We start from the raw sequence: 23027 nt of genomic DNA on the forward strand, positions 1-23027 counted from the left end.
CTACTTTTCGCGCAGCAGACGGAAAGCTGTCGAGGCACCCCACCCAGAGGCAATCGCGATAAACAATGACATCAGCCCGTACCAGATGGGCTGTTCGCGGGACATGTTGTAGAGGAACCGTTCTAGCCCCACTTTGCGCACGTCGATTGTGGTTTCGTATTGCGACACCACCTGGCCGCCCCGCGTCAGGAAAATACGTGCTGCGTAGTCACCTTCGGTCAGGTCGGCGGGCATGTCGATTGAAGTGCGGAACAGGGTCTGTTCATCGACCGCAACCGTGTTTTCGCGGATCGAATACAGGCTTTCGCTTTCGCGAATGCGTATAACGGCATCCGCAAAATCCTGCGCACCCTCGACATGCATGGCCGCCCCGACCGAGCGGATGGCCCGTTCGATTGAAATCCGATAGCGGAGATCCTCAGTATTGGTAAGGATTTCTTTGAATGGCCCGCTCGTGGCAACAGCGTAGAAGCTGGGGGCCAGGTCGACCACGACACTGTCGATGTTCACCCAGATCCCCAACTTGCGTTCCTTGCGGCGAACGGTCAGCGGCTCGGACGGACCGGCTACGGTAACGATCACCTCAAGCGGAGGACCTTCGGGAATCGGGGCTTCGCGTTTAATGGCCCCGAAAATTAGAATTTCAGATCCGTCGAATGTGGCGGTAATGGCGACCCGATCCTGGCTAAGACCTAGGACCACCTGCTCTTCAGCGGCGGCGGCGGGCAGGCAGAACAGGCACAGGGCAGCAATGAATGAGCGGACCATGATCAGTGTCCCCCACCAGCGCCAAGCGAATACAGCTCGGACGGCTCCAGAAGCAGATCAAGCGCCAGCTTGCCACAGACGACCAGAACCAGCGCGGCCAGCAGAACCCGCAATTGCTCGGCTGGCATGCGGGCGCCGATCACGGTCCCGATCTGGGCGCCAACAACGCCGCCGACCAGAAGAAGAACAGCCAGAACCACATCCACGGTGTAGTTCGTGGTGGCGTGTAGCATCGTGGTGAAGGCGGTTACGAAAATGATCTGAAACAAGGACGTTCCGACCACAACCTTGGTGGGCATGCCCAGCAGATAGATCATCGCGGGCACCATGATAAAGCCGCCGCCGACGCCCATGATGGCCGACAGAACGCCCACACAGAGGCCGACCAGAACCGGCGGTATCACCGAAATATACAGACCCGAGGTGCGAAAGCGCATCTTGAACGGCATCGCATGGACCCAGCCGCGCTGACGGCGTTTGGCAGGCGCGGCCCCACCTTTCTTGGACTTTCGCAAGGCCCGCAGGCTTTCGACGAACATCAGGCTGCCGATCACGCCAAGGAAAACGACATAGCAAAGGGTCACCAGCAGATCGACCTGACCCAAGCTCTTGAGGTAGTTGAACACCACAACGCCAAGCGCGGCCCCGATCAAACCGCCGATCAATAGCACCGTGCCCATCCTGAAATCGACCGTCTTTCGCCTGAAATGCGCCAGAACGCCCGAGAAGGACGAGGCGACGATCTGGTTGGCCTCGGTCGCGACAGCAACCGCCGGGGGGATGCCGATAAAGAACAGCAGCGGCGTCATAAGGAACCCGCCGCCAACGCCGAACATGCCCGACAGAACGCCGACCATGCCTCCTAGCCCTAGCAGCAAAAAGGCGTTGACGGAGACTTCGGCAATCGGAAGGTAAATCTGCATGGTATGCTCTAGACGTATTGAGTTCGGCTGTGCAACGCGGCGGATTCGCCGACATCGGAATTGCGTGCAGCCTGAATATCGGGTGCTGCGGTCACTGGCCTACCACTCGCCTTTGGCAAATACGAGAGGGGGGTTGGACTCTTTTCTATCAGAGGAAACACGCACATACCCTCTTAGAGCGGTTGCGGCATGCAAAATCAACTCTGCATGCCGCTCTGCAGCGAACAGGACCCAGATTTGGCTCTGAACTGGACTTATCACCGCTCTTTTACGTAGGGCTCGCCCCCGGCGCGGGGTGGAACCGCCTTGCCGACGAAGCCCGCAAGAATCACCACGGTCAGGATATAGGGCAGGGCGTCCATCACCTGTACCGGGATCACGATGCCGCCAAGGTCGATATTCTGGAACCGCAGCGCGATGGCCTGAAGCAGGCCAAACAGCAAACAGGCCCACATCGCATGCCAGGGCCGCCATTTCGCAAAGATCAGTGCCGCAAGTGCAATGAACCCGCGACCGGCGGTCATTTCCTTGACGAACCCGGCCTGCAGGGCTGTTGCCAGATAGGCCCCTGCGATACCGCAGAGCACACCGCAGATGGCGACAGCCGCAAAGCGCAGACCAACGACCGAAACACCGGCTGTGTCCACGGCGGCCGGGTTTTCACCCACCGCGCGCAACCGCAGACCGAACCGGGTGCGATAGAGGATCCACCACGTCGCGGGCACCATCAGGAAGGCGATATAGACAAGGATCGAATGGCCCGACAGCAGCTCGGAATAGATCGGCCCGATGAAGGGCACGTCACTCAGCGCTTCGGCGAAGGGGAAGTTGATCGGCTCAAACCGGCCTTGCCCGAACAGCGACGGGGTGCGCCCACCCTGCTTGAACCAGCTTTGCGCGATCAGAACCGTCAGGCCTGAGGCCAGAAAGTTGATGGCCACGCCCGAGATCAGTTGATTGCCCCGGAACGTGATCGAAGCAACGCCATGTAATGCCGACAAAACCAAAGATGCCGCGATCCCCGCCAACAACCCTAACCAGACTGAGCCGGTCACCGCCGCCACAGCCGCCGAGAAGAAGGCCGAGATCAGCATTTTGCCCTCAAGCCCGATGTCGAAAATCCCGGCGCGCTCGGAATAGAGGCCCGCCAGACAGGCCAGCAGCAAGGGTGTCGCCAGGCGGACGGTGGAATCGAGAACCTGGATCAGTGTTACGAACGAATCCATCACTGAGGCTCCTTCCGCAGGGCAAGGAACAGCTTTTCAAGCGGCATCCGCACCATATTGTCCAACGCTCCGGTAAACAGGATCACCAGCGCCTGAATGACGACGATCAATTCGCGCGGGATGGATGTCCACAAGGCCAGTTCGGCACCGCCTTGATAGAGGAAGCCGAACAGAAGTGCGGCAAGGAACACGCCGAACGGGTGCGAACGACCCATCAAGGCTACGGCGATTCCGATGAAACCTGCGCCTTCGGTTGAGTTTAGCACCAGACGCTCGGCCTCACCCATTACATTGTTGATGGCCATCAGACCGGCCAGCCCGCCCGAGATCAGCATGGCGATGATGGTGATGCGAACCGGCGAGATCCCGGCATAGACGGCACCGGTTTCCGAATGTCCATAGGCCCGAATTTCATATCCCAGCCGAGTGCGCCAGATCAGTGCCCAGACCACGAAACAGGCGATGATCGCCACGAAGAACGAAATATTGGCCGGCGCGCCGCGGAACATCACGTTTTCAGCGGTTGAGAACATGGATTGGAAGGTCGGCAGGTGCACCGCCTCGGGGAAGCGCGCGGTCGCCGGGTCCTGCGAACCTTGCGGGCGCATGACATTGACCAGCATGTAGTTCAGGAAGGCGGCTGCGATAAAGTTGAACATGATCGTGGTGATCACGATGTGGCTGCCGCGTTTGGCCTGCAAGTAGGCCGGGATTGCGGCCCATGCCGCGCCGAATACAGCAGCACCCACCGCTGCAGCTACCAGAGCGATGCTCCAATGCGGCCAGGGGATGTAGAGACACACCATGGCGACACCAAGACCACCCAGCATGGCCTGACCTTCACCGCCGATATTGAACAGCCGCGCATGAAAGGCCACGGCCACCGCCAGCCCGGTGAACATGAAGTTGGTCGCGTAGTAGAGCGTATAGCCCCAGCCATAGGTTGACCCCAACGCGCCTGTGACCATCAGGTTCACGGCCTCAACCGGGTTTTCTCCGATGGCGAGGATCACCAGCGCCGACAGGATCGTGGCCAATAGCAGACTGATCACCGGGATCAGGACGACATCGGCCCATTTGGGCATTTTTTCCATGCTACGCGGCCTCTCCCGCAACACCGGCCATCAGCAGGCCCAGTTCTTTTTCATCGGTCTCATGGGGCAGACGCTCACCCATGATATGTCCATCAAACATTACGGCGATCCGATCAGAGAGCGAGAAGATCTCCTCCAGCTCGACCGAGACCAGAAGGATCGCTTTGCCCTGGTCGCGCAGGGCCACGATCTGTTTGTGAATGAATTCGATCGCGCCAATGTCGACGCCGCGGGTCGGCTGGCCGACCAGTAGCAGATCTGGGTTCCGCTCGATCTCGCGTGCGACGACGATTTTCTGCTGATTGCCACCCGAGAAGCTCTTGGCGGTCAGCCAACCGTTCGGCGGGCGCACATCGAATTTCTCGATCTTGGCCTCGGTGTCCGCGCGCAGGGCGGCGTTGTCCATGAACAGGCCGCGCTTGTAGGCCGGGTCGCGGTGATAGCCGAAGGCAACGTTTTCCCAGGCATGGAAATCCATGATCAGACCTTCGCGCTGACGGTCCTCGGGCACATGTGCGATGTGCTGCGCGCGACGCGCCTGACCGTCGGACCCGGCCCCGCTGAGGGGCAGCGACGTACCGTTCAGCTTGATCGACCCCTCACCGGGACGCATCCCGCCCAGAACTTCCAGCAATTCCGACTGGCCGTTGCCTGCGACGCCTGCGATGCCGACGATCTCTCCGGCGCGGACGGTCAGGTCGATGCCTTTGACACGTTCAACACCCGCCGCATCGAACACGCGCAGGTTTTCGACCTCAAGAATGGGTTTTCCGGGCTGCGCGGGCACCTTGTCGACTTGTAGCAGGACCTTGCGGCCCACCATCAGTTCGGCCAGATGCTCAGGGCTGGTCTCGGAGGTTTTCACCGTGGCCGTCATCTCTCCGCGCCGCATGACCGAGACGGTATCGGTGTTCTCCATGATCTCGCGCAGTTTGTGCGTGATCACGATGATGGTTTTTCCTTCGGCCCGAAGACGATCGAGGATGCGGAACAGCTGGTCGGCCTCGGCCGGGGTCAGAACCCCGGTGGGCTCATCAAGGATCAGGATCTCGGCCTTGCGATACAGCGCCTTGAGGATCTCGACCCGTTGCTGCATGCCCACGCCGATTTCATCGATGCGCTTGTCGGGGTCGACGAACAGCTCGTACTCTTCCTCCAGCGCTTTCAGCTCTTTGCGGGCCTTGGCCAGAGACGGGGCCAGCAGCCCGCCGTCTTCGGCGCCCAGAACGATGTTTTCCAGAACGGTGAAGTTTTCGACCAGCTTGAAGTGCTGGAACACCATCCCGATGCCAGAGGCGATGGCCGCCTGACTGTCGGGAATGTCGGTCTTGGTGCCGTTGATCCAAATCTCACCTTTGTCGGCTTTGTAGAAGCCGTAGAGAATGCTCATCAGCGTGGATTTGCCCGCACCGTTTTCACCGATGATCCCGTGGATCGTGCCGGGGGCGACGCTGATGGAAATGTCTTTGTTGGCCTGAACCGGCCCAAAGGCTTTGGAAATCCCTTTGAGCTCAATGGCGGGGACGGTCATGTCTTGTCCTTGGGTTGCCGAAAGGCCGCGCGGTTCGCGGCAGAGTGGGACCGAGGCGGAGGTCTCCCCCCGCCCCGTGCGATATCAGAACTGCAGTGCCGGGCAGCTGTCGTTCTCGTAATAGCTGACAACATTGATGTCGCCATTGATGATCGCTTTGCGTGCGTCGTCCACAGCGTCGCTCATGCGAACCGAGACCAGCTCTTTGTTGTTGTCGTCCATGGCAACGCCAACGCCGTCTTCGGCCAGGCCCATAGCGAATACGCCGGTTTCCAGATCGTCGCCCGCTTTCATCGCGTCATATACGGCCACGTCCACGCGCTTGAGCATCGAGGTCAGAACCTTGCCCGGATGCAGGTGATTCTGGTTGCTGTCCACGCCGATCGACAGGATGTCTTCATCCGCCGCGGTCTGCAGAACACCAACGCCGGTGCCGCCTGCGGCAGCATAGATCACGTCAGCGCCCTGGCTGATCTGCGCCTTGGTCAGCTCGGACCCTTTAACCGGGTCGTTCCATGCGGCAGGGGTGGTGCCGGTCATGTTGGCAACCACGTTGATGTCGGGGTTAACTGCCTTTGCGCCTTGCGCGTAGCCGCAGCCAAAGTGGCGGATCAGCGGGATATCCATGCCGCCGATGAAGCCGACAGTGCCTGATTCCGACGCCATCGCAGCCATCATGCCCACAAGGTATGAGCCTTCGTGTTCGGCAAAGCCGATCTGACGGATGTTCGGAGCGTCCAGCCAGGTAACGTCAACAGCGACGAACTTGGTGTCAGGATAGTCGCCCGCAACGGCAGACAGCGGATCGGCCATGGCAAAGCCCATGGTGATAACCGGATTCGCGCCAGCTTCGGCGAAACGGCGCAGGGCCTGTTCACGCTGTGCTTCGGATTGAAGCTCGATCTCGCGATAGGTGCCGCCGGTTTCGTTGGCCCAACGCTGTGCGCCGTTATGTGCGGCTTCGTTGAACGACTTGTCGAACTTGCCGCCCAGGTCAAAGATCAGGGCCGGTTCGGCCAGTGCAGCACCTGCGGTCAGAGCGACGGCGGCGGCAGCGCCCATCAAAGATTTCATCAGGGTCATTTGTTACTCCCGTTGTTTTTGTCGGTTCGAGGTTAAACTAGCCTCGTTTACCCACCTATAGCGAGCATAACCGTTGTGATGACGGGAATTAAGGCCGTATGCAACAGGAAGGGTCAACTGCAATTTGACCGATTGGTCTAAAAAATGGCACTTGGGACTATGGCAAAGCGCGTTCCATGACGGTTGCATCGCAATTTTGGGCAGAGCCGCGTGTATAATAGCCTTCTCGCCGCCCGCATGGGTGGTATCCAAAGCGTTCATACAGGGCAATGGCGGCCTCGTTGTCGGCGGCAACGTCAAGAATCGCACGCGTTGCCCCAAGGTCAGCTGCGATAGCGTGCCAGTTTTTCATACAGGCTGCTGCCAACCCCTGACGCTGATGAAGCGGATGAGTCGCGATGGTCAGCAACTCGGCCTCGCCCGCGATGACCTGAAACAGGGCAAAGGACTTGGGGTCTCCGACAACATGGGTGAAGCGGTTTTGCAGCAGGCCTTCGAACTCGGCAGCCGTCCACGGGCGCGCCTGTGTGAAGGCCGCATCGTGGGTCAGGGCCATGTCTTCCGGAGTCATTCGTCCAGCAGCACAGGTGGGAGGTCGCGCGAAGGGGCCGCATCCGCTGGGCGAACATAAAGCGGTGCGGGTGGTTCCGTTTCCGTGCGGTATCGGCGCGCCGCGACATGGGCGATGGCCTGAACATGCGCACTGGGGTCAGTGGCGGAGTTGAGGGCGCCAAGCCCCTCGGCCTCTGCCCGAGGCATCAGGCGCGGGCCTTCAGAGGTCTGCACATAGACCTGATCGCGCGGGGCTGAGATCGCAGGCAGGTGACCGTCGGGCATGATCTCGGCCAAAGCGTCAAAGCCTGACACGCCGACGGCCGGGATCTGTAAGCCCAATGCAAGCCCACGCGCCGCCGAGACCGAGATTCGAATGCCTGTGAAGTTTCCGGGGCCAACGCCAACACCAATCGCGTCCAGATCCTTCCAGCCAAGCCCGGCTTCAGACAGCACCTCCTCCAGCAGGGGCATCAGGCGTTCGGCCTGCCCGCGCGACATGGCCTCGACCCGCGTGATGACAATTTCCTGGCCACGCAACAAAGCGGCCGCGCAATGCGCGGCCGATGTGTCAAATGCCAGAAGGGTCGGTTCAGACGGCAACGGGGCGAACCTCGGTCACTTCGGGGATATAGTGGCGCAGCAGGTTCTCGATCCCCATCTTCAGGGTCAGGGTCGAGGACGGGCAGCCCGCGCAGGCCCCTTGCATGTGCAGGTAGACAACGCCGCGATCAAAGCCGTGGAAGGTGATATCGCCACCGTCCTGTGCCACCGCCGGGCGCACGCGGCTGTCCAGCAGGTCCTTGATCTGGTCAACGATCTCCGAATCCTCGCCGGTATGTTCGGCATGGCCGGATGCGGGTGCCGCCTCGGCCCCCATGACGGGCTGGCCGGATTGGTAATGTTCCATCACCGCGCCCAGAATGCTTGGCTTGATGTGGTCCCAATCGACGCCATCAGCCTTGGTGACGGTGACGAAATCATTGCCGAAGAACACGCCGGTCACGCCGCTGACCGTAAAGATGCGGTGGGCGAGCGGCGATTTTTCGGCCGCTTCTGCGGACGGGAAGTCGGCTGTGCCCGCCTCAAGCACCGTCTGGCCGGGCAGGAATTTCAAGGTTGCCGGGTTCGGTGTGGATTCAGTCTGAATAAACATGAGGCAGCTCCGTTTTCGTTGCTTCTGATATGCGGGCAGCTGCCTTGGAAGTCAAGATTTGGAACGATTCTAAATCTTCAGAGCGTAGTCTAGCGCATCAACCAATCGGTCATCGCCCCAGAACACCTCATCCCCGACGACAAAACTGGGCGCGCCGAACAGGTCGAGGTCCTTGGCGCGGTTGGATTGCTCGAAGAGCGCCGCTTTGATCTGCGGGTCTTGCGATTTGTCCAGAAAACCGGCGGGCAGACCTGCGGCGTCAAGGCAATCGATCAAAGTTGACGCGACCGAGATATCGCGACCCTCGCCAAACTCGGCAGAATAGACTGCACGGGCAAAGGCAGCGCGTTGGTCTTGCGTGGGTATAGCGAGGGCCAAACGAGCCGCTGTCAGGGAATTCTGGGGGAAAGATTCGGGTCGCTTGAATGGCAGCGAACGTGCGGCGCACAGACGCTCCATATCACGCCACATGTAACGGCCCTTGGCGGGGTAGATGGTGAAGGGCGACGTGTTCCAGCCCTGTGCCACAAAGATCGGTCCCAGAGGAAACGGCTGCCAATCAACACTGATATCTCTTTCAGCGGCCAGCTGTTCGATCCGCATCGCGCTCAGATAGGAATAGGTTGAGGCGAATTCGAACCAGAACTGAAGGGTCGCAGCCATGATACCTCACGTAATCGCTTCTAACTTTTCCTTGCTCAGGTCGCCCGGCACAATGGTGATCGGGATCGGCATGCTGCCCGAGTTCTTGGTCAACTGAGTCACCAGCGGACCCGGCCCTTTCTTGTCGGTGCCGGCGCCCAGAACCAGAACACCAATCTCCGGGTCGGACTGCACGTGTTCGATGATCTGCGCCACCGGATCGCCTTCGCGAATAGCCAGTTCAGGCTCGACGCTTTGCTTGTCGCGCATCCATTTGGCGAAGACTTCGAAATGGGCGTGGATGCGTTCGCGGGCCTCTTCTCGCATGGTTTCGGCTACACCGATCCAGTGGTTGAATTCATCCGGGGGGATCACGGACAGGATTGTCACGCCGCCGCCGGTATGCGCGGCCCGCATTGCGGCGAAACGCATGGCGTTCAGGCATTCGCGACTGTCATCCAGAATGACGAGAAACTTGCGCATTTGGGTCCTCTTGATTTTGTGGGATCATGCCCGACCTGTGACGTGCTGGCAACTCGGGTAAATCCCTAGCGTTCATTTGCGGCCCAGTCCCAGTAAAGCGCGCGTGCGCGACGGGCGATTGGGCCAACCTGATATTGCGTGTCGTCCAGTGCGGTGACCGGGGTAACCTTGTTCATGTTGCCAGACATGAACACCTCATCTGCCGCATGGAAATCGTCAAAGCTAAGGACCGCTTCGTGCACGGTGACACCGTCGGCGCGCAGGTTCTTGATGTGCCGCGCGCGGGTTATCCCGGCCAGAAAGGTGCCGTTGGGCATCGGGGTAAAGACTTCTCCGTCTTTGACCATGAAGATATTGGCGGTTGCGGTCTCAGCCACATTGCCCATCGCATCCGCGACCAGCGCGTTGGAAAACCCTTTGGATCGTGCCTCGGCCAGCATCCGTGCGTTGTTCGGGTACAGGCACCCGGCCTTGGCGTTCACCACGGCGGATTCCAGCACCGGACGCCGGAACCGGGTGGTTGTCAAAGTGACCGAGGCGGTCTCGGGTGCCATTGGGATTTCTTCCAGACAGATGGCGAAACCGGTGCTGTCTTTCTCGGGTACGATGGCCGTGGCATCCCCGTGGATGCCCCAATACATCGGGCGGATATAGACGGCCTGTTCCGGGCCATAGGATTGCAACCCATCGCGCACCAGATCGACCATCTGTTCCGGCGACACGGTCGGGGTCAGCATCAGCGCTTCGGCGGAACGGTTCACGCGGGCGCAATGGGCCAGCAGGTCAGGGGCCACCCCGTCAAAGTAGCGCGCGCCATCAAAGACCGAGGACCCCAGCCACGACCCATGATCCGCCGCCCGCATGATTGGTGCGTCCCCATCATGCCATTGGCCTTCGAAATAGGTGCGGATATTCTTGCCGACTGCCATAGCGCCCTCCCCATGCTTTCGGCAAACCTAGGAGGGCGCCCGGCGAAGGTCCAGTAGCAATCAGCGAGATGCGCCGCCGACCATGCCCACAATCTCGTAGGTTTGTCGCAGGATCGGGGCGGCAATCGCGCGCGCCTTTTCCGCACCACGGGCAAGGATCTGGTCAATCTCGGACTGCTCGCCCATCAGGCGGGCCATCTCGGTCGAGATCGGAGACAGTTTTTCAACCGCCAGTTCCGCGAGCATCGGTTTGAACTCACCGAACTGCTTGCCGCCAACATCGGCCAGCACTTGTGCGGCAGAGCTGTCGCTGAGTGCGGCGTAGATATTGACCAGATTTCGCGCCTCGGGGCGACCTTCCAAGCCGTCGACTTCCGAGGGCAGGGCATCCGGGTCGGTTTTGGCCTTGCGGATTTTCTTGGCGATCGTGTCGGCATCGTCGGTCATGTTGATGCGGCTCATGTCCGATGGATCAGACTTGGACATCTTCTTGGAACCGTCCCGCAAGCTCATCACCCGCGTCGCAACCCCTTGGATGACTGGCTCAGTCAGCGGAAAGAACTCAACGCCATAATCATGGTTGAACTTGGTGGCGATATCACGGGTCAATTCAAGATGTTGCTTTTGGTCGTCTCCAACCGGCACGTGCGTGGCGTGATAGATTAAAATATCTGCTGCCATAAGCGCTGGATAGGCAAACAATCCCAGTGACGCATTCTGTGCGTTTTTACCGGCCTTGTCCTTGAACTGAGTCATCCGCTGCATCCAACCCATGCGGGCGACGCAGTTGAATATCCATGCCAGTTGCGCATGCTCAGGCACCTGGCTTTGATTGAACAGAATAGATTTTTCCGGATCCAAACCAGAAGCGATATAGCCGGCACACAGTTCTCGTGTTGCGTGACGCAGTTCATCGGGCTTCTGCCAGACGGTGACCGCGTGCAGATCGACCATGCAATAGATAGTCTCGTAGTCGTCGCCCTGCATGCCAACCCAGTTCCGGAGCGCACCCAGATAGTTCCCGAGATGCAAATCTCCTGAAGGTTGTGCACCGGAAAACACGCGCGGCGTGAATTGGGTCTGGGTCATCGAATGGAACTCCCGTCTGGAAAAATCAGCCCTCGTCGCTTACCCATGAGGCAAAGGGACGTCAACAGCCGCGAAAGGCCAGCCCAATGAGCAGTGAGCATTATACACCCGCCGTGAACCCTCTGCCGCCTGTCGTGGTGGCCCTGGTTCTGTTCATCATGGGGATCGAGTTGGCGTTTACGCTGGGCGCCCGTGGTTTGGTCGGAGGGCCGGGCGCAGTCGGATGGCGGCTGGATGCGCTGCAGAGCTACGCGTTCTCGGCCGATATCTTTGATTGGATGGTCCAGAACGGGCGCTGGCCGTTTGAGCATGTCATCCGCTTTGTAACCTATCCGTTCGTCTCGGGCAGTTTCACGCAAGCGGTGTTTGTCTGCGTTTTTGTGCTGGCCATGGGCAAGATGGTGGGTGAGGTCTTCGGCGGCTTTCCGATGCTGCTGATCTTCGTCCTGTCGGGTATCGGTGGCGCGCTTGCCTATGCGCTGTTTCTGGACCCGTCTTATCCGCTGGTCGGAGGGTTCCCTCCGGTTTATGGGCTGATCGGGGCGTTTACTTGGCTGCTGTGGCGCAAACTCTCGTCGGTTGGGGCCAATCAGGCACGCGCGTTTCAGTTGATTGCGATGCTGATGGGCATTCAGTTGGTGTTTGGTCTGCTCTTTGGCGGCACATCTGACTGGGTGGCCGATCTGGGTGGCTTTGCAACCGGGTTCGGCCTGTCCTTCTTTCTGGCGCCGGGCGGCTGGGCGCGGATCAGAGGCCGCATCCGGCGCGAGTGATCAAGACCGGCGCAGGGCCGTTTTGAACTCGGACAGTTTGAACGCGCCCAGCAGGTGGCCCAGTGCGAAATAGCTGACCGCCGCAACCATGATCAGCGCAAGCAGGGCCAGATAGCGCCATCCGGGCATATCAAGCGTCCAGCCGAGCATTTGGATGGCGGCAAACAACACCGCGCCCATCCCGATTGAGGCCAAGGCGATCCGCCCGGCGCGTTGCCGGAAGCGGTCATCGAACCGCGCCTCATCCCCCATGCCACGCGCGCCCAAGGCCAGCAGGGCCACCATCGCCCAGCCAGCGACAGAGGCCGCGATGGCGGGCGCGATCCACCCGACAATCGGGTATAAGCCGAAGGCGAGCGCCGCGTTGATGATCATTGCCACCACCGCATAGTGGAACGGAGACCGCGTGTTCTCGCGCGCGAAGTACAGCGGTTGCAGCAGCTTCTGCAGCATGAATGCGGGTAGCCCGATGCCATAGATCGCAACGGCCAGGGCTGTCGCGGCTGTATCTTCGGCGGTGAACTGGCCCCGCTGGAACAGGACCGAGACCAGCGGGTTCGGGATGATCAGGAAAGCCACGGTCGAGGGTAGGGTGAGCAGCAACATGAACTCTCCGGCCCGCGAAAACGCATTGCGCGCGCCTGCTTTGTCATCCGCGCGCAGGCGGCGGGACAGGTCGGGCAGAAGCACGATTCCGATGGCAATCCCGACGACGCCCAGAGGCAGTTGATACAGGCGATCCGCCGCAAACAGCCAGCTGACGGCTTTCTCGGTTTTCGAGGCCACCAGTTGACCTACGACCAGATTGACCTGCGTCACCCCCATAGCCAGGGCAGCGGGCAGGGCGATACGGACCATATTCCGCATCTCGGGCGTCAGACGTGGCAGACCAAAGCGTATGCGGATACCGGCGCGTTCGGTGGCGAACCAGACCAGCGCCAACTGCGCCATACCTGCGACAGGGATCACAGCGATGAGCCAGCGAATGACCTCACCCCCGGATATCGCGCCAGCGATCAGGGCGGTGCAGGCGAAGATGTTCAGAAGTACGGGCGCTGCGGCTGCGGCGGCAAACCGCCCGGTTGCATTCAGAACGCCCGAAAACAGCGCCGCGAGTGACATGAACAGAATGTAGGGGAAGACGATATAGCCGTAGTCGACCGCCAGATCGAAGCGTTCATCGCCGTAAAACCCCTCGGCCGTCAGCCAGACAAGACCGGGCATGAACACCATAGCCAACCCGACCAGGGCCAGAACCACGGCGACCAACAGGTTGAAGGCGCCTTGCGCGAATTCTTGCGCATTCTCTCCGCCCTCTAGCCGTTTGGAGAACATGGGCACGAATGCTGCGTTAAACGCGCCTTCAGCAAAAAAGCGGCGGAACATGTTGGGCAGGCGAAAAGCCGCGACAAAGGCGTCCATCACCGGACCGGGCCCGATGAACGCGGTCAGCAGGATTTCCCGCAGAAAGCCCAGAATGCGACTGGCCAAAGTCCAGAAACCGACGGTGAAGAAGCCCGAAAACAACCGGATTTGCTTCATGAGGCCGCGCGCGCTGCGCCCTCGGTGATGGCTTTGCGCAGTTTGGATTCCAGCCCGCGCTGTTTGTTCTCCGAATGGTATTTCAACCCGAACATGTCCTTGACGTAGAAGGTGTCTACCACCTGCTCGCCATAGGTCGCGATCACGGCATTGGCGATGTAGACATTGGCCGCCGCCAGCGTATGCGTCAGATCGTAAAGCAAGCCGGGGCGGTCGCGGGTATCGACCTCGATGATCGTGTAGATCTCAGACCCGTCATTGTCGAAGGTGATATGGGTCGGCACGTTGAAAGCGCGTTCGCGTTTCTTGATCTTGTCTCGCGATTTCAGTGCCTCGCGGGCCACGACCTCGCCCTTCAGCGTTTTGTGGATCATCTGGGTCAGACGCGGCAGACGGCTGGCTTCGAACGGGTGGCCTTCGGCATCCTGTATCCAGAACGCATCCGTTACATAGCCATCCTTGGTCGTATAGCTGCGGGCATCCACGACGTTAGCACCGACCAAGGCCAAGGCCCCGGCGATCCGCGCAAAGATACCGGGGTGATCACCCATGGCAAAGCAGGCGCGGGTGGCATCGCGATCCTCGTCCGGGTGCAGGCGGATTTCCATCGCGCCGGGATCGCCGCTGTGTTCCAGCGCCCGTAGCATCTCGGCAAATTCCACGTGGGTCGAGACGTTCAGGCCCTGCCAGTACGGAGCATAGTGCCGCCCGGTTTCCGTCTTCAGATCGGCCTTGGACCATTCGGCCAGTTCTGCGCGCAGCAGTTTCTTGGCCTCGGCCCCGCGATTGGCACGGTTCAGATCCTCCATGCCCGTTTCCAAGGCACGTTTGGTTTCCGCATGCAACGCGCGCAGCAACGTGGCCTTCCAGTTGTTCCAGGTATTAGGCCCGACACCGCGAATGTCACAGACGGTCAGCACGGTCAGCAGATCCAGCCGTTTGACCGTTTGCACAGCCTTGGCAAAATCCCGCACGGTCCGAGGGTCCGAGATATCGCGCTTCTGCGCCATATCCGACATGAGCAGGTGATAGCGCACCAGCCATTCAACGGTTTCGGAATCGGATTTGTTCAATCCCAGCCGTGGGGCCACTTTGCGCGCGATTTGCGCCCCGAGGATCGAGTGATCTTCGGGCCGCCCCTTGGCAATGTCGTGCAACAGCAGCGCAACATAGAGGACCTTGCGGTTCACGCCCCCTTCAAGGATCGAGGAGGCCAGCGGCAGGGATTCAACCAGCTCTCCGCGTTCGATCTGGGCGAGGTTGACGATGCATTGGATGGTATGCTCGTCCACGGTGTAGCTGTGATACATATTGAACTGCATCATCGCCACGATCGGCTCAAACTCGGGCAGGAAGGCCGATAGCACCCCAAGTTCGTTCATCCGCCGCAGGGCGCGTTCCGGGTTGCCATGTTTCAGCATCAGGTCAAGGAAGATGCGCCGGGCTTCCTTGTTGTTGCGCATATCGTCGTCGATCAGGTGCAGATTGGCCGTGACCAGCCGCATGGCATCCGGATGGATCAGCATCCCCGTGCGCAGGCCTTCTTCGAACAGGCGCAACATGTTCAGCTTGTCGCCAAGGAATGCATCCGGATCGGCAATATCCAGTCGCCCGTGAACCACGCTGTACCCGGCCTTGACCCGAGGGCGGCGGCGGAAAATCCTCTCCAGCAGCGGTGCGCCTTTCATATGCAGGGCTTCCAGCTTGGTCAGGAAGATCCGCGTCAATTCCCCAACGCTGGTGGCATGGCGGAAATAGCGCTGCATGAACACTTCGACGGCCCGCCGCCCGGCCCGGTCTTCATAGCCCATGCGCGCCGCAACCTCGACCTGCATGTCGAAGGTCAGCTGCTCGGTCGCGCGCCTCGTGACCAGGTGCAGGTGCGAGCGCACGGCCCAGAGGAAGTTTTCAGCTTCGGCGAAGGTCTTGAATTCATCGGGTGTGAACAGGCCCAGCGGAACCAGCTCGGCCACGTCTTGCACACCGTAGATGTATTTCGCGATCCAGTAGAGCGATTGCAGATCGCGCAGCCCGCCCTTGCCCTCTTTCACATTGGGCTCGACCACGTAGCGCTGGCCCTGCTTGAGGTGGCGCTCGTCGCGTTCCTGAAGCTTGGCCTCAATGAACTCGCGCTCGGTGCCCTTGAACAGATCAGCCTTGAGGCGTTGGTCCAGCTCTTTGGCCAAACCCGTGTCTCCGGCCAGATAGCGCTGTTCCAGCATCGCGGTGCGGATGGTGAAATCTTCGGTCCCCAGACGCAGGCAATCTTTGATCGTGCGTGAGGAATGGCCGACCTTCAGGCGCAGATCCCACAGGATATAGAGCATGGATTCAATCACGCTCTCGGCCCAGGCCGTGATCTTGTAGGGTGTCAGGAACAGCAGATCGACATCTGACGCGGGTGCCATTTCGCCCCGGCCATAGCCACCGACGGCGAGAACGGCGATGCGTTCCCCTTGGGTCGGGGTGGCCAGCGGATGCAGATGCTCGCTTGCCACGCGCATTGCAGTGCCGACCAGACAATCCGTGAGGTAGGTATAGGTCCGCGTCAGAGGGCGCGCGTCAAAGGGGCGGGCGGCAAAGGCCTCGGCAATGGCGGCGCGCCCGGTTTCTTGCGCCTCACGCAGAATGCGCACCGTTTCGGCACGTAGCGCAGAATTGTCAGGGCTCGTCTCAAGCGCCGCGGCAAGCTGAGCGTCAACGCGGGCGCTGTCGAAAATATCCTCGGGCGGGCAGATCAGTGTGTTTTCAGGCACTATGGTCAGGTGAGGCTGGTCAGAAACCGGCCCCTGAGAAGCTTTGCGGGGCAGGGTCAATCACAACCACCTGTTTGTTCTGGATCGTGGCAACCGCCAGACCGCGTTCATTGGTACCGTCCGAGCGCAGGCGGAAGATGCCGCCAACGCCCTGGAAACCGGCGCTCTGGGTCAGCGCAGCCCCGGTCAGAGCGTTCGACTTGCCCTGGCTGACAAGCGCACCGATGGCGGCGATCCCGTCATAGGCCAGCCCGCTGATCGGATGAGGCGCTTCGCCGTAAGTCGCATTGTAGCGTTGGCGATAGGACTGCGCTTTCGAGGGGTCAGGCAGGGCAAACCATCCCCCCTGCACACCGGGCAACTCCAGCGTTTGGGCGGGAATGTCCCACCGGGTCAGACCGATATACTGGGAGGTCGACGTCGAAATCCCTGCTTCGGGCAGCAATTGCGAAAACAAAGGCAGCGCACCCGCGGTCGTTGCAGTCAGGAACACCGAATCAGCTCCGGTAGAGTCCATGGCGGATTTGATGTTGGGTACCGCGTTGATCACGCCCTGCTGCGACCGGTCATAGCCGACGCTCCCGGCGTTGTTCATACTGCTGCTGGCCAGCGCATTGGCAATGGCGGAACGGCCAGCCTCTCCGGCGGCGTCATTGCTGTGTACTATGATTGCTCCGGTCTTGCCCTGTCTGCCGCCAAAATTGGCCAGTCGATTGGCGGTGTTCTGGAAGGTCGGGCCCAGCACAAAGACATTTCCGCCCGCGATGCTGGTGTTGTTTGAGAAGGACAGGACGTTAACGTTATTGTTCAGCACTGCAAGACCGGCTGCGTTGGCGGCCTGTGCATATACCGGTCCGATGATGATCTTGGCGCCGTCCGCCACAGCCTGTTGCGCTACACCCGTTGCCGTGCCCGCGTTGCCAGCCGTATCATAAACACGCAGGTCAATCTTGACGTTCGGCAGGTCTGACATCGCCAGACGCGCCGCATTTTCAAGGCTTTGCGCCAGCGCCGCGTCGCCGGACTGGCCCGATCCACGCGGAACCAGAAGCGCGACGGGCACCGGTTCCGAGGTGTTGATCGAGGGGCCTCCGCCGATGCCTGTGGTTTCACATGCGGCCAGAAAAACGGCAGTGGTCAGGGCAATGGTGGTTTTGGCGAACTTGCTTACGGACTTGCAAACGGTAAACATCTAAAAGAAAACTCCCTGATCCGGCGGCTTGCGACGCTGCTGTTCTATCGAGCCGCGATAATAAACGTCACGCTGTGAGGGTCCAGCTTTGAATTTCCAAAACATAAGTTTGGCTGCGGGCCTGTATTTTGTTGCCACTCCGATCGGTACGGCGCGCGACATTACGCTCAGGGCTCTGGATGTTCTGGCTTCGGCTGACATGATTGCAGCGGAAGATACCCGCAGCCTGCGTCGGTTGATGGAAATCCATGGTATCCCCTTGGGCGGACGACGCATTCAAGCCTATCACGACCACAGCGGAGCAGGCGCACGCGGCAGGATCATGGAGGCTTTGACCGCAGGGCAATCCGTTGCCTACGCGTCCGAGGCCGGTATGCCACTGATCGCCGACCCGGGCTACGATCTGGGGCGGCAAGCGGCCGAAGCCGGTCACACAGTCACCTGCGCTCCGGGCCCGTCCGCCGTGCTGACGGCGCTGACGCTGGCGGGCCTGCCGACGGATGCGTTCTTTTTTGCGGGCTTTCTGCCCAATGCCACAGGCGCGCGTCGCAGCCGGATCGAGGCGCTGCGGGATATTCCCGGAACGCTTGTGTTCTACGAATCGCCCAAGCGCGTAGCTGGCTGCCTGTCGGACCTGTCCGACATTCTGGGCGCCGACCGGCAGGCGGCTTTGTGCCGTGAGCTGACCAAGAAGTTCGAAGAAGTCCGACGTGGCCCGTTACATGAACTGGCAGAAGTGTACCAAGACCAAACGGTCAAGGGTGAGGTCGTTTTGTTGGTTGATCGCAGCCATTCGCCAAACGTTAACGAATCCGACGTAGAAGAGGCATTGAAACAGGCCTTGCAAACCCATTCGGTTCGGGACGCGGCGGATTTGGTGTCAAAGATGTATGACCTTCCCCGACGCCCCATCTACCAGCAGGCCCTCAAACTGGGAAAGGGATGACATGGCGCAGCGTTCGGTGCGGGGGGCGGTATCTTATCACGCGGGGCAATCTGCAGAATTGCGGGTTGCGACCGACTATGAACGCCGTGGATTCTCGATCGCTCATCGACGCTGGCGCGGTGCAGGTGGTGAGATCGACTTGATTGCGCGGGATGGCGACGGGCTGGTTTTCATTGAAGTCAAGAAAAGCGCCAGTTTCGATAAGGCTGCGGCGCGGATCACCCGTCGGCAGACCCAGCGCATCTGCGCCTCTGCCGCGCAGTTTCTGGAAAACGAGCCGGGCGGGCAACTGACGAATGTTCGGTTTGATGCAGCGCTGGTAGATGGCACGGGTGCCGTTCGAATCATCGAAAACGCGTTCGGACAGGCCTAAGCCCCATTGAACCCCTCGCCCTGCTGCGCCATGTATCTGGCATGAAGTTGAGGGACATGCCATGAAAATCGCCTTTCAAATGGACCCGATCGGGGCCGTGGATATCAATGCCGACAGCTCGTTCCGCCTTGCGGAAGAGGCGCAGGCCCGCGGGCATGAGCTGTTCTTCTACGGGCCGGACCAACTGGCCTATCAGGAGGGGCGGATCACTGCGCGGGGACAAGACATGCAGGTTCAGCGCGTCGCTGGAGATCCTGCGATTCTCGGCCCCGAACGTGAGGTCGATCTGGCGGAATTTGACGTGGTGTGGCTGCGTCAGGACCCGCCGTTCGATATGCATTATATCACCTCAACGCACCTGCTGGATCGGTTGAAGGGTCAGGCATTGGTGGTCAACGACCCGTTCTGGGTACGCAACTACCCCGAAAAACTGTTGGTTCTGGATTTTCCGGAATTGACCCCTCCGACCACGATTGCGCGGGATTTGCAGACCATCAAGGCCTTCAAGGACAAGCATCAGGACATTATCCTGAAACCACTCTACGGCAATGGCGGGGCGGGGGTGTTCCGGCTGGACGCGAACGACCGCAACCTGACATCGCTGCACGAGCTGTTCACCGGATTCTCGCGCGAGCCATTGATTATTCAGAAATTCCTGCCGGATGTGAAGAACGGCGACAAGCGTGTGATACTCGTGGATGGAGAGCCGGTGGGCGCCATCAACCGCGTCCCGGCCGAAGGTGAGACACGATCGAACATGCATGTCGGCGGGCGACCCGAGAAGATCGGTTTGAGCGAGCGTGATCTCGAAATCTGCGCGGCCATTGGCCCTTTGCTAAAAGAAAAAGGTCAGATTTTCGTCGGAATCGACGTGATCGGAGACTACCTGACCGAGATCAACGTCACCTCCCCCACCGGCATCCAAGAGCTTGAGCGTTTCAACGGTGAGAACATTGCCGAAAAAATCTGGCAGGCGATCGAGGCCAAGGTTTAAGCGCAACAGTCGTGGGGCAGCGCTAGGTTGTTCGGTGCGGCCGGTTCTTTGGAATGGACGGCCGCACTGTTGGCTGGATTGCCCACTAGATCGCTTTGCGTTTGATTTGAATCGAAATACGCGGCCTCTCCCTGCGGTCGAACGCGCATTTCGATGGTCTCGCCTCAAGCAATACGCAAAACGCTTTAGAACATGGCGCAATAGGTAGGCTGCCGGGCTTGTCGCTGACGTTGGCCAGTGGTCTACCTCGCATAGTTTGTTTTCATGGGTCTTTGACTGCCGAACCGAAGGCCAACTGCTTTTCTCGCTGCCTCGGTCGCCATCGGCTAGGCCTTCATGCCATTCGTGCTGTGGCCGAAATGGCATCGGGAAAACTCTGCTCGCTTGTGTCGATCGGGGCGGTAACGTTTTGGTTCCATTGTCAAATGAGCAGGCGAATCGGAGGGTCTGACAATACGGTCTAAAAAAGGCTGTTCGGGCTTTATATCTGCATCTCTATCAGCCCAACAAATGCCAAGAGTATGCGCTTATGCCATGACCCGTGCGCTGATCCGAAAACTCAGCGCTTCGGCCACGTGAGGGCGGTGGATGTCGGAGGCGCCATCCAGGTCGGCTATGGTGCGCGCGACCCGTAGGATGCGGTGGAACGCGCGCGCCGACAGGCCAAACCGGTCGGCGGCCTTCAGCAGCAACTCTTTGCCCTCGGCATCCGGGGCGGCGACCTCGTCCAGCAGTTTGCCTTCGATATCAGCGTTTTGGCGGACGCCCTCGTGACCTTCAAACCGGGCGGCCTGAACCGCGCGCGCCTGCTCGACGCGCGCGGCCACGGTGGCCGAACTGTCGCCAGAGGGTGGTAAATCCAAATCTGTGAAGGCGACCGGAGGCACCTCGATGCGCATATCGAACCTGTCCATCAAGGGGCCAGATATGCGGTTCAGGTAGTCCTCACCACATCCCGGTGCGCGGGAACAGGCGCGGGATGGGTCAGTCAGGTACCCGCATTTGCAGGGGTTGGCTGCGGCAATCAACATGAAACGGCAGGGGTATTTTACATGGGCGTTGGCGCGGGCGACCATGACTTCTCCGGTCTCGATCGGTTGGCGCAGGGTTTCCAGCACCGTGCGGGGAAATTCGGGAAACTCATCCATGAACAGGACACCGTTATGGGCCAGAGAGATCTCTCCGGGTTTTGCGCCGCGCCCGCCACCGACAATCGCCGCCATCGAGGCGGTGTGGTGCGGTTCGCGAAAGGGCCGCGTCCGGTTGATGCCGCCTTCGTCCAACAAGCCACAGAGGGACTGGATCATCGATGTTTCCAGCGCCTCAACCGGGGTCAAAGGCGGCAGGATGCCGGGCAGGCGCGCGGCGAGCATGGATTTGCCGGATCCCGGCGTGCCGATCATGATCAGGTGGTGCCGCCCTGCCGCAGCGATCTCAAGCGCGCGTTTGGCGCGTTCCTGCCCTTTGACGTCGCGCAAATCGCGGGTGCTGGAGGACAGGCTGACTTCGCCCGGTGTGGCTGCGGCCAGTGGGGCCTGACCCGAAAAATGGCGCACCACGTCGCCCAGTGTACCGGCTCCGATGACCTGAGTGGCGTCCACCCATGCAGCCTCGGCGCTTGAGGCGCGAGGGCAGAGCAGGGCGCGATCTTCGGCCGCCGCCGTCATCGCAGCGGGCAAAGCACCCACGACCGGAACCAGCGACCCGTCCAGGGACAACTCGCCCAACGCGACAGTGCCTTCGGCCGCGTCTGCCGGGATGATCTCAAGCGCGGACAGGAGGGCAACGGCGATGGGAAGGTCGAAATGGCTGCCCTCTTTTGGCAGGTCGGCGGGGGATAGGTTGATGGTGATCCTCTTTGACGGCAATGCGATGGCCATGGAGCCAAGCGCGCTGCGCACCCTGTCTCGCGCCTCGGACACGGCCTTGTCCGGCAGACCGACGATGGAAAAGGCGGGCAGGCCCGGTGAGACGGCGCATTGCACCTCGACCGGGCGGGCATCGACCCCTTGAAACGCAACTGTATGAGCGCGGGCAACCATGGCAATCCTGTTCTTGGTTAACAGGACGTTGCTGCCATGGCGGCGGTTTAAGAATGGTTAACGGCTGCACGCATTGCGGTGAATTTTGGCCACGCATCCGGGTCAGCGATGGTTTTGTCGCGGCAGAACGTGTTGCAGAACCCCCAGCGATGGCCCTCAAGGTCGAGGAAATCGGTGACCGGGTCGCCGGAATACGGGCAGTGCGCGTTGATCGAGGGGCCTTCGTCGGCGGGTCGTGCCTCGGACGGTTCTCCAACAGGCCAGTGGGCCGAAGGGGAGTATTCCGGGTAGGGGTACGGATCATATTGAACGGTCAGCCCCATCGCGCGCCATTGTCGGACCGATAAATCTGACATTATGCTTAGGCAATAGCTGCGATTGTCGGCTGAGACTGGCAGATCATACCCAATGATCCGCGCTGCGACAGGGGTGTAGAAGACATCAGCCAGCGAGTAGGCACCGAACAATGGCCCTTCTGACGCGCCCGAGATCGCCCGAGCATGCGCCCAAAGCGTCTCAATCCGGGCGAGGTCTTTCAAAGTGCCTGCTGATGGTTGAAAACCCTTCCAAACATGCGCCAGCTGCATCGGGCATTCCCCGCGCAGCGCGTTAAATCCTGCGACCATTTCGGCGCATAGCCAACGGGCAGTTGCGCGCGCGGCGGAGTCTGCAGGCCAAAGGCCAGCTTCGGGATGGTGTTCGGCCAATGTCTCGGCCATCGCGAGGCTTTCGCCCACGACAGTGCCATCGGGCAGACGTAGAGCGGGCACCAGACGGGCCGGGGCAAGGGGTTCCATATCCACGGCCATGGTGCCGGAATAGAGGCCAACCAAGTGGCTGCGATAGGGCAGGTCGAACTTCTCGAGCATCAACCAGCCGCGCATGGACCAGCTGGAAAACAGGCGGTCACCGATAAAGAGATCATAGGTCATG

General features: G+C 60.3%; 22 protein-coding genes. 4 read left to right on the forward strand and 18 right to left on the reverse strand.

Features of this window, described 5'->3' with window-relative positions:
• From AC2FD8_RS15525 to trpS, 13 genes are all read right to left on the reverse strand, one after another.
• Positions 1-768 carry a TIGR02186 family protein gene (locus tag AC2FD8_RS15525; RefSeq protein ID WP_496857557.1) on the reverse strand — a complete coding sequence of 256 codons (768 nt, stop codon included), beginning with the start codon at positions 766-768 and terminating at the stop codon, positions 1-3.
• A gap of 2 nt (positions 769-770) precedes the next feature.
• The gene (locus AC2FD8_RS15530) at positions 771-1691 is read right to left on the reverse strand and encodes a sulfite exporter TauE/SafE family protein (protein WP_496857559.1); all 921 of its coding nucleotides are present in this window, start codon (positions 1689-1691) and stop codon (positions 771-773) included.
• A 257-nt stretch (positions 1692-1948) separates the two neighbouring features.
• On the reverse strand, positions 1949-2917 hold the full coding sequence (locus AC2FD8_RS15535) for an ABC transporter permease (protein ID WP_496857561.1): 969 nt from the start codon (positions 2915-2917) through the stop codon (positions 1949-1951).
• On the reverse strand, positions 2917-4011 hold the full coding sequence (locus tag AC2FD8_RS15540; RefSeq protein WP_496857563.1) for an ABC transporter permease: 1095 nt from the start codon (positions 4009-4011) through the stop codon (positions 2917-2919). Before AC2FD8_RS15540 ends, AC2FD8_RS15535 begins: the two co-directional genes overlap by 1 nt.
• 1 nt (position 4012) lies before the next feature.
• Positions 4013-5542: an ABC transporter ATP-binding protein gene (locus AC2FD8_RS15545; protein ID WP_496857565.1), complete on the reverse strand. Its 1530-nt coding sequence runs from the start codon at positions 5540-5542 to the stop codon at positions 4013-4015.
• An 84-nt stretch (positions 5543-5626) separates the two neighbouring features.
• Positions 5627-6625, reverse strand: a complete 999-nt coding sequence (locus tag AC2FD8_RS15550; protein WP_496857567.1) for a BMP family lipoprotein — start codon at positions 6623-6625, stop codon at positions 5627-5629.
• A gap of 157 nt (positions 6626-6782) precedes the next feature.
• Positions 6783-7196, reverse strand: coding sequence for a GNAT family N-acetyltransferase (locus AC2FD8_RS15555; RefSeq protein WP_496857569.1), 414 nt, complete (start codon positions 7194-7196; stop codon positions 6783-6785).
• Entirely contained in the window at positions 7193-7780 is a 588-nt protein-coding gene (gene tsaB / locus AC2FD8_RS15560) for a tRNA (adenosine(37)-N6)-threonylcarbamoyltransferase complex dimerization subunit type 1 TsaB (RefSeq protein WP_496857571.1), read from the reverse strand. Before tsaB ends, AC2FD8_RS15555 begins: the two co-directional genes overlap by 4 nt.
• Positions 7770-8333: a NifU family protein gene (locus AC2FD8_RS15565; RefSeq protein WP_496857573.1), complete on the reverse strand. Its 564-nt coding sequence runs from the start codon at positions 8331-8333 to the stop codon at positions 7770-7772. Before AC2FD8_RS15565 ends, tsaB begins: the two co-directional genes overlap by 11 nt.
• Before the next feature lie 69 nt (positions 8334-8402).
• Positions 8403-8996: a 2-hydroxychromene-2-carboxylate isomerase gene (locus tag AC2FD8_RS15570; RefSeq protein ID WP_496857575.1), complete on the reverse strand. Its 594-nt coding sequence runs from the start codon at positions 8994-8996 to the stop codon at positions 8403-8405.
• Between the two features lie 6 nt (positions 8997-9002).
• Entirely contained in the window at positions 9003-9458 is a 456-nt protein-coding gene (locus tag AC2FD8_RS15575) for a universal stress protein (RefSeq protein WP_496857577.1), read from the reverse strand.
• A 65-nt stretch (positions 9459-9523) separates the two neighbouring features.
• Positions 9524-10387: a branched-chain amino acid aminotransferase gene (locus AC2FD8_RS15580; RefSeq protein WP_496857579.1), complete on the reverse strand. Its 864-nt coding sequence runs from the start codon at positions 10385-10387 to the stop codon at positions 9524-9526.
• Between the two features lie 60 nt (positions 10388-10447).
• On the reverse strand, positions 10448-11476 hold the full coding sequence (gene trpS, locus AC2FD8_RS15585; RefSeq protein WP_496857581.1) for a tryptophan--tRNA ligase: 1029 nt from the start codon (positions 11474-11476) through the stop codon (positions 10448-10450).
• Positions 11477-11562: 86 nt separating this feature from the next.
• Between trpS and AC2FD8_RS15590 the strand changes: the two genes are divergently transcribed.
• Entirely contained in the window at positions 11563-12249 is a 687-nt protein-coding gene (locus AC2FD8_RS15590) for a rhomboid family intramembrane serine protease (protein WP_496857583.1), read from the forward strand.
• Here AC2FD8_RS15590 and murJ read toward each other — a convergent pair whose 3' ends face one another.
• The 3 genes from murJ to AC2FD8_RS15605 are packed head-to-tail and all read right to left on the reverse strand — an operon-like array spanning position 12250 to position 17739.
• On the reverse strand, positions 12250-13791 hold the full coding sequence (gene murJ, locus AC2FD8_RS15595; RefSeq protein WP_496857585.1) for a murein biosynthesis integral membrane protein MurJ: 1542 nt from the start codon (positions 13789-13791) through the stop codon (positions 12250-12252).
• The gene (locus tag AC2FD8_RS15600) at positions 13788-16607 is read right to left on the reverse strand and encodes a [protein-PII] uridylyltransferase (RefSeq protein ID WP_496857587.1); all 2820 of its coding nucleotides are present in this window, start codon (positions 16605-16607) and stop codon (positions 13788-13790) included. The genes murJ and AC2FD8_RS15600 overlap by 4 nt, the downstream gene beginning before the upstream one ends.
• Positions 16567-17739: a penicillin-binding protein activator gene (locus AC2FD8_RS15605; RefSeq protein ID WP_496857589.1), complete on the reverse strand. Its 1173-nt coding sequence runs from the start codon at positions 17737-17739 to the stop codon at positions 16567-16569. The genes AC2FD8_RS15600 and AC2FD8_RS15605 overlap by 41 nt, the downstream gene beginning before the upstream one ends.
• Positions 17740-17827: 88 nt before the next feature.
• Here AC2FD8_RS15605 and rsmI point away from each other — a divergent pair, with 88 nt between their 5' ends.
• The 3 genes from rsmI to gshB all read left to right on the forward strand — a co-directional run bounded on the left by rsmI (position 17828) and on the right by gshB (position 20052).
• Positions 17828-18685: a 16S rRNA (cytidine(1402)-2'-O)-methyltransferase gene (rsmI, locus tag AC2FD8_RS15610; RefSeq protein ID WP_496857591.1), complete on the forward strand. Its 858-nt coding sequence runs from the start codon at positions 17828-17830 to the stop codon at positions 18683-18685.
• Between the two features lies 1 nt (position 18686).
• Positions 18687-19058, forward strand: coding sequence for a YraN family protein (locus AC2FD8_RS15615; RefSeq protein WP_496857593.1), 372 nt, complete (start codon positions 18687-18689; stop codon positions 19056-19058).
• A gap of 61 nt (positions 19059-19119) precedes the next feature.
• Entirely contained in the window at positions 19120-20052 is a 933-nt protein-coding gene (gene gshB / locus AC2FD8_RS15620; protein WP_496857595.1) for a glutathione synthase, read from the forward strand.
• A 527-nt stretch (positions 20053-20579) separates the two neighbouring features.
• Here the strand turns inward: gshB and AC2FD8_RS15625 are convergent.
• Positions 20580-22094, reverse strand: coding sequence for a YifB family Mg chelatase-like AAA ATPase (locus AC2FD8_RS15625; RefSeq protein WP_496857597.1), 1515 nt, complete (start codon positions 22092-22094; stop codon positions 20580-20582).
• Positions 22095-22141: 47 nt separating this feature from the next.
• Entirely contained in the window at positions 22142-23026 is an 885-nt protein-coding gene (locus tag AC2FD8_RS15630; RefSeq protein ID WP_496857598.1) for a glutathione S-transferase, read from the reverse strand.
• Between the last annotated feature and the right edge of the window lies 1 nt (position 23027).

It is taken from the genome of Ruegeria sp. YTSC192 (genome assembly GCF_059609705.1).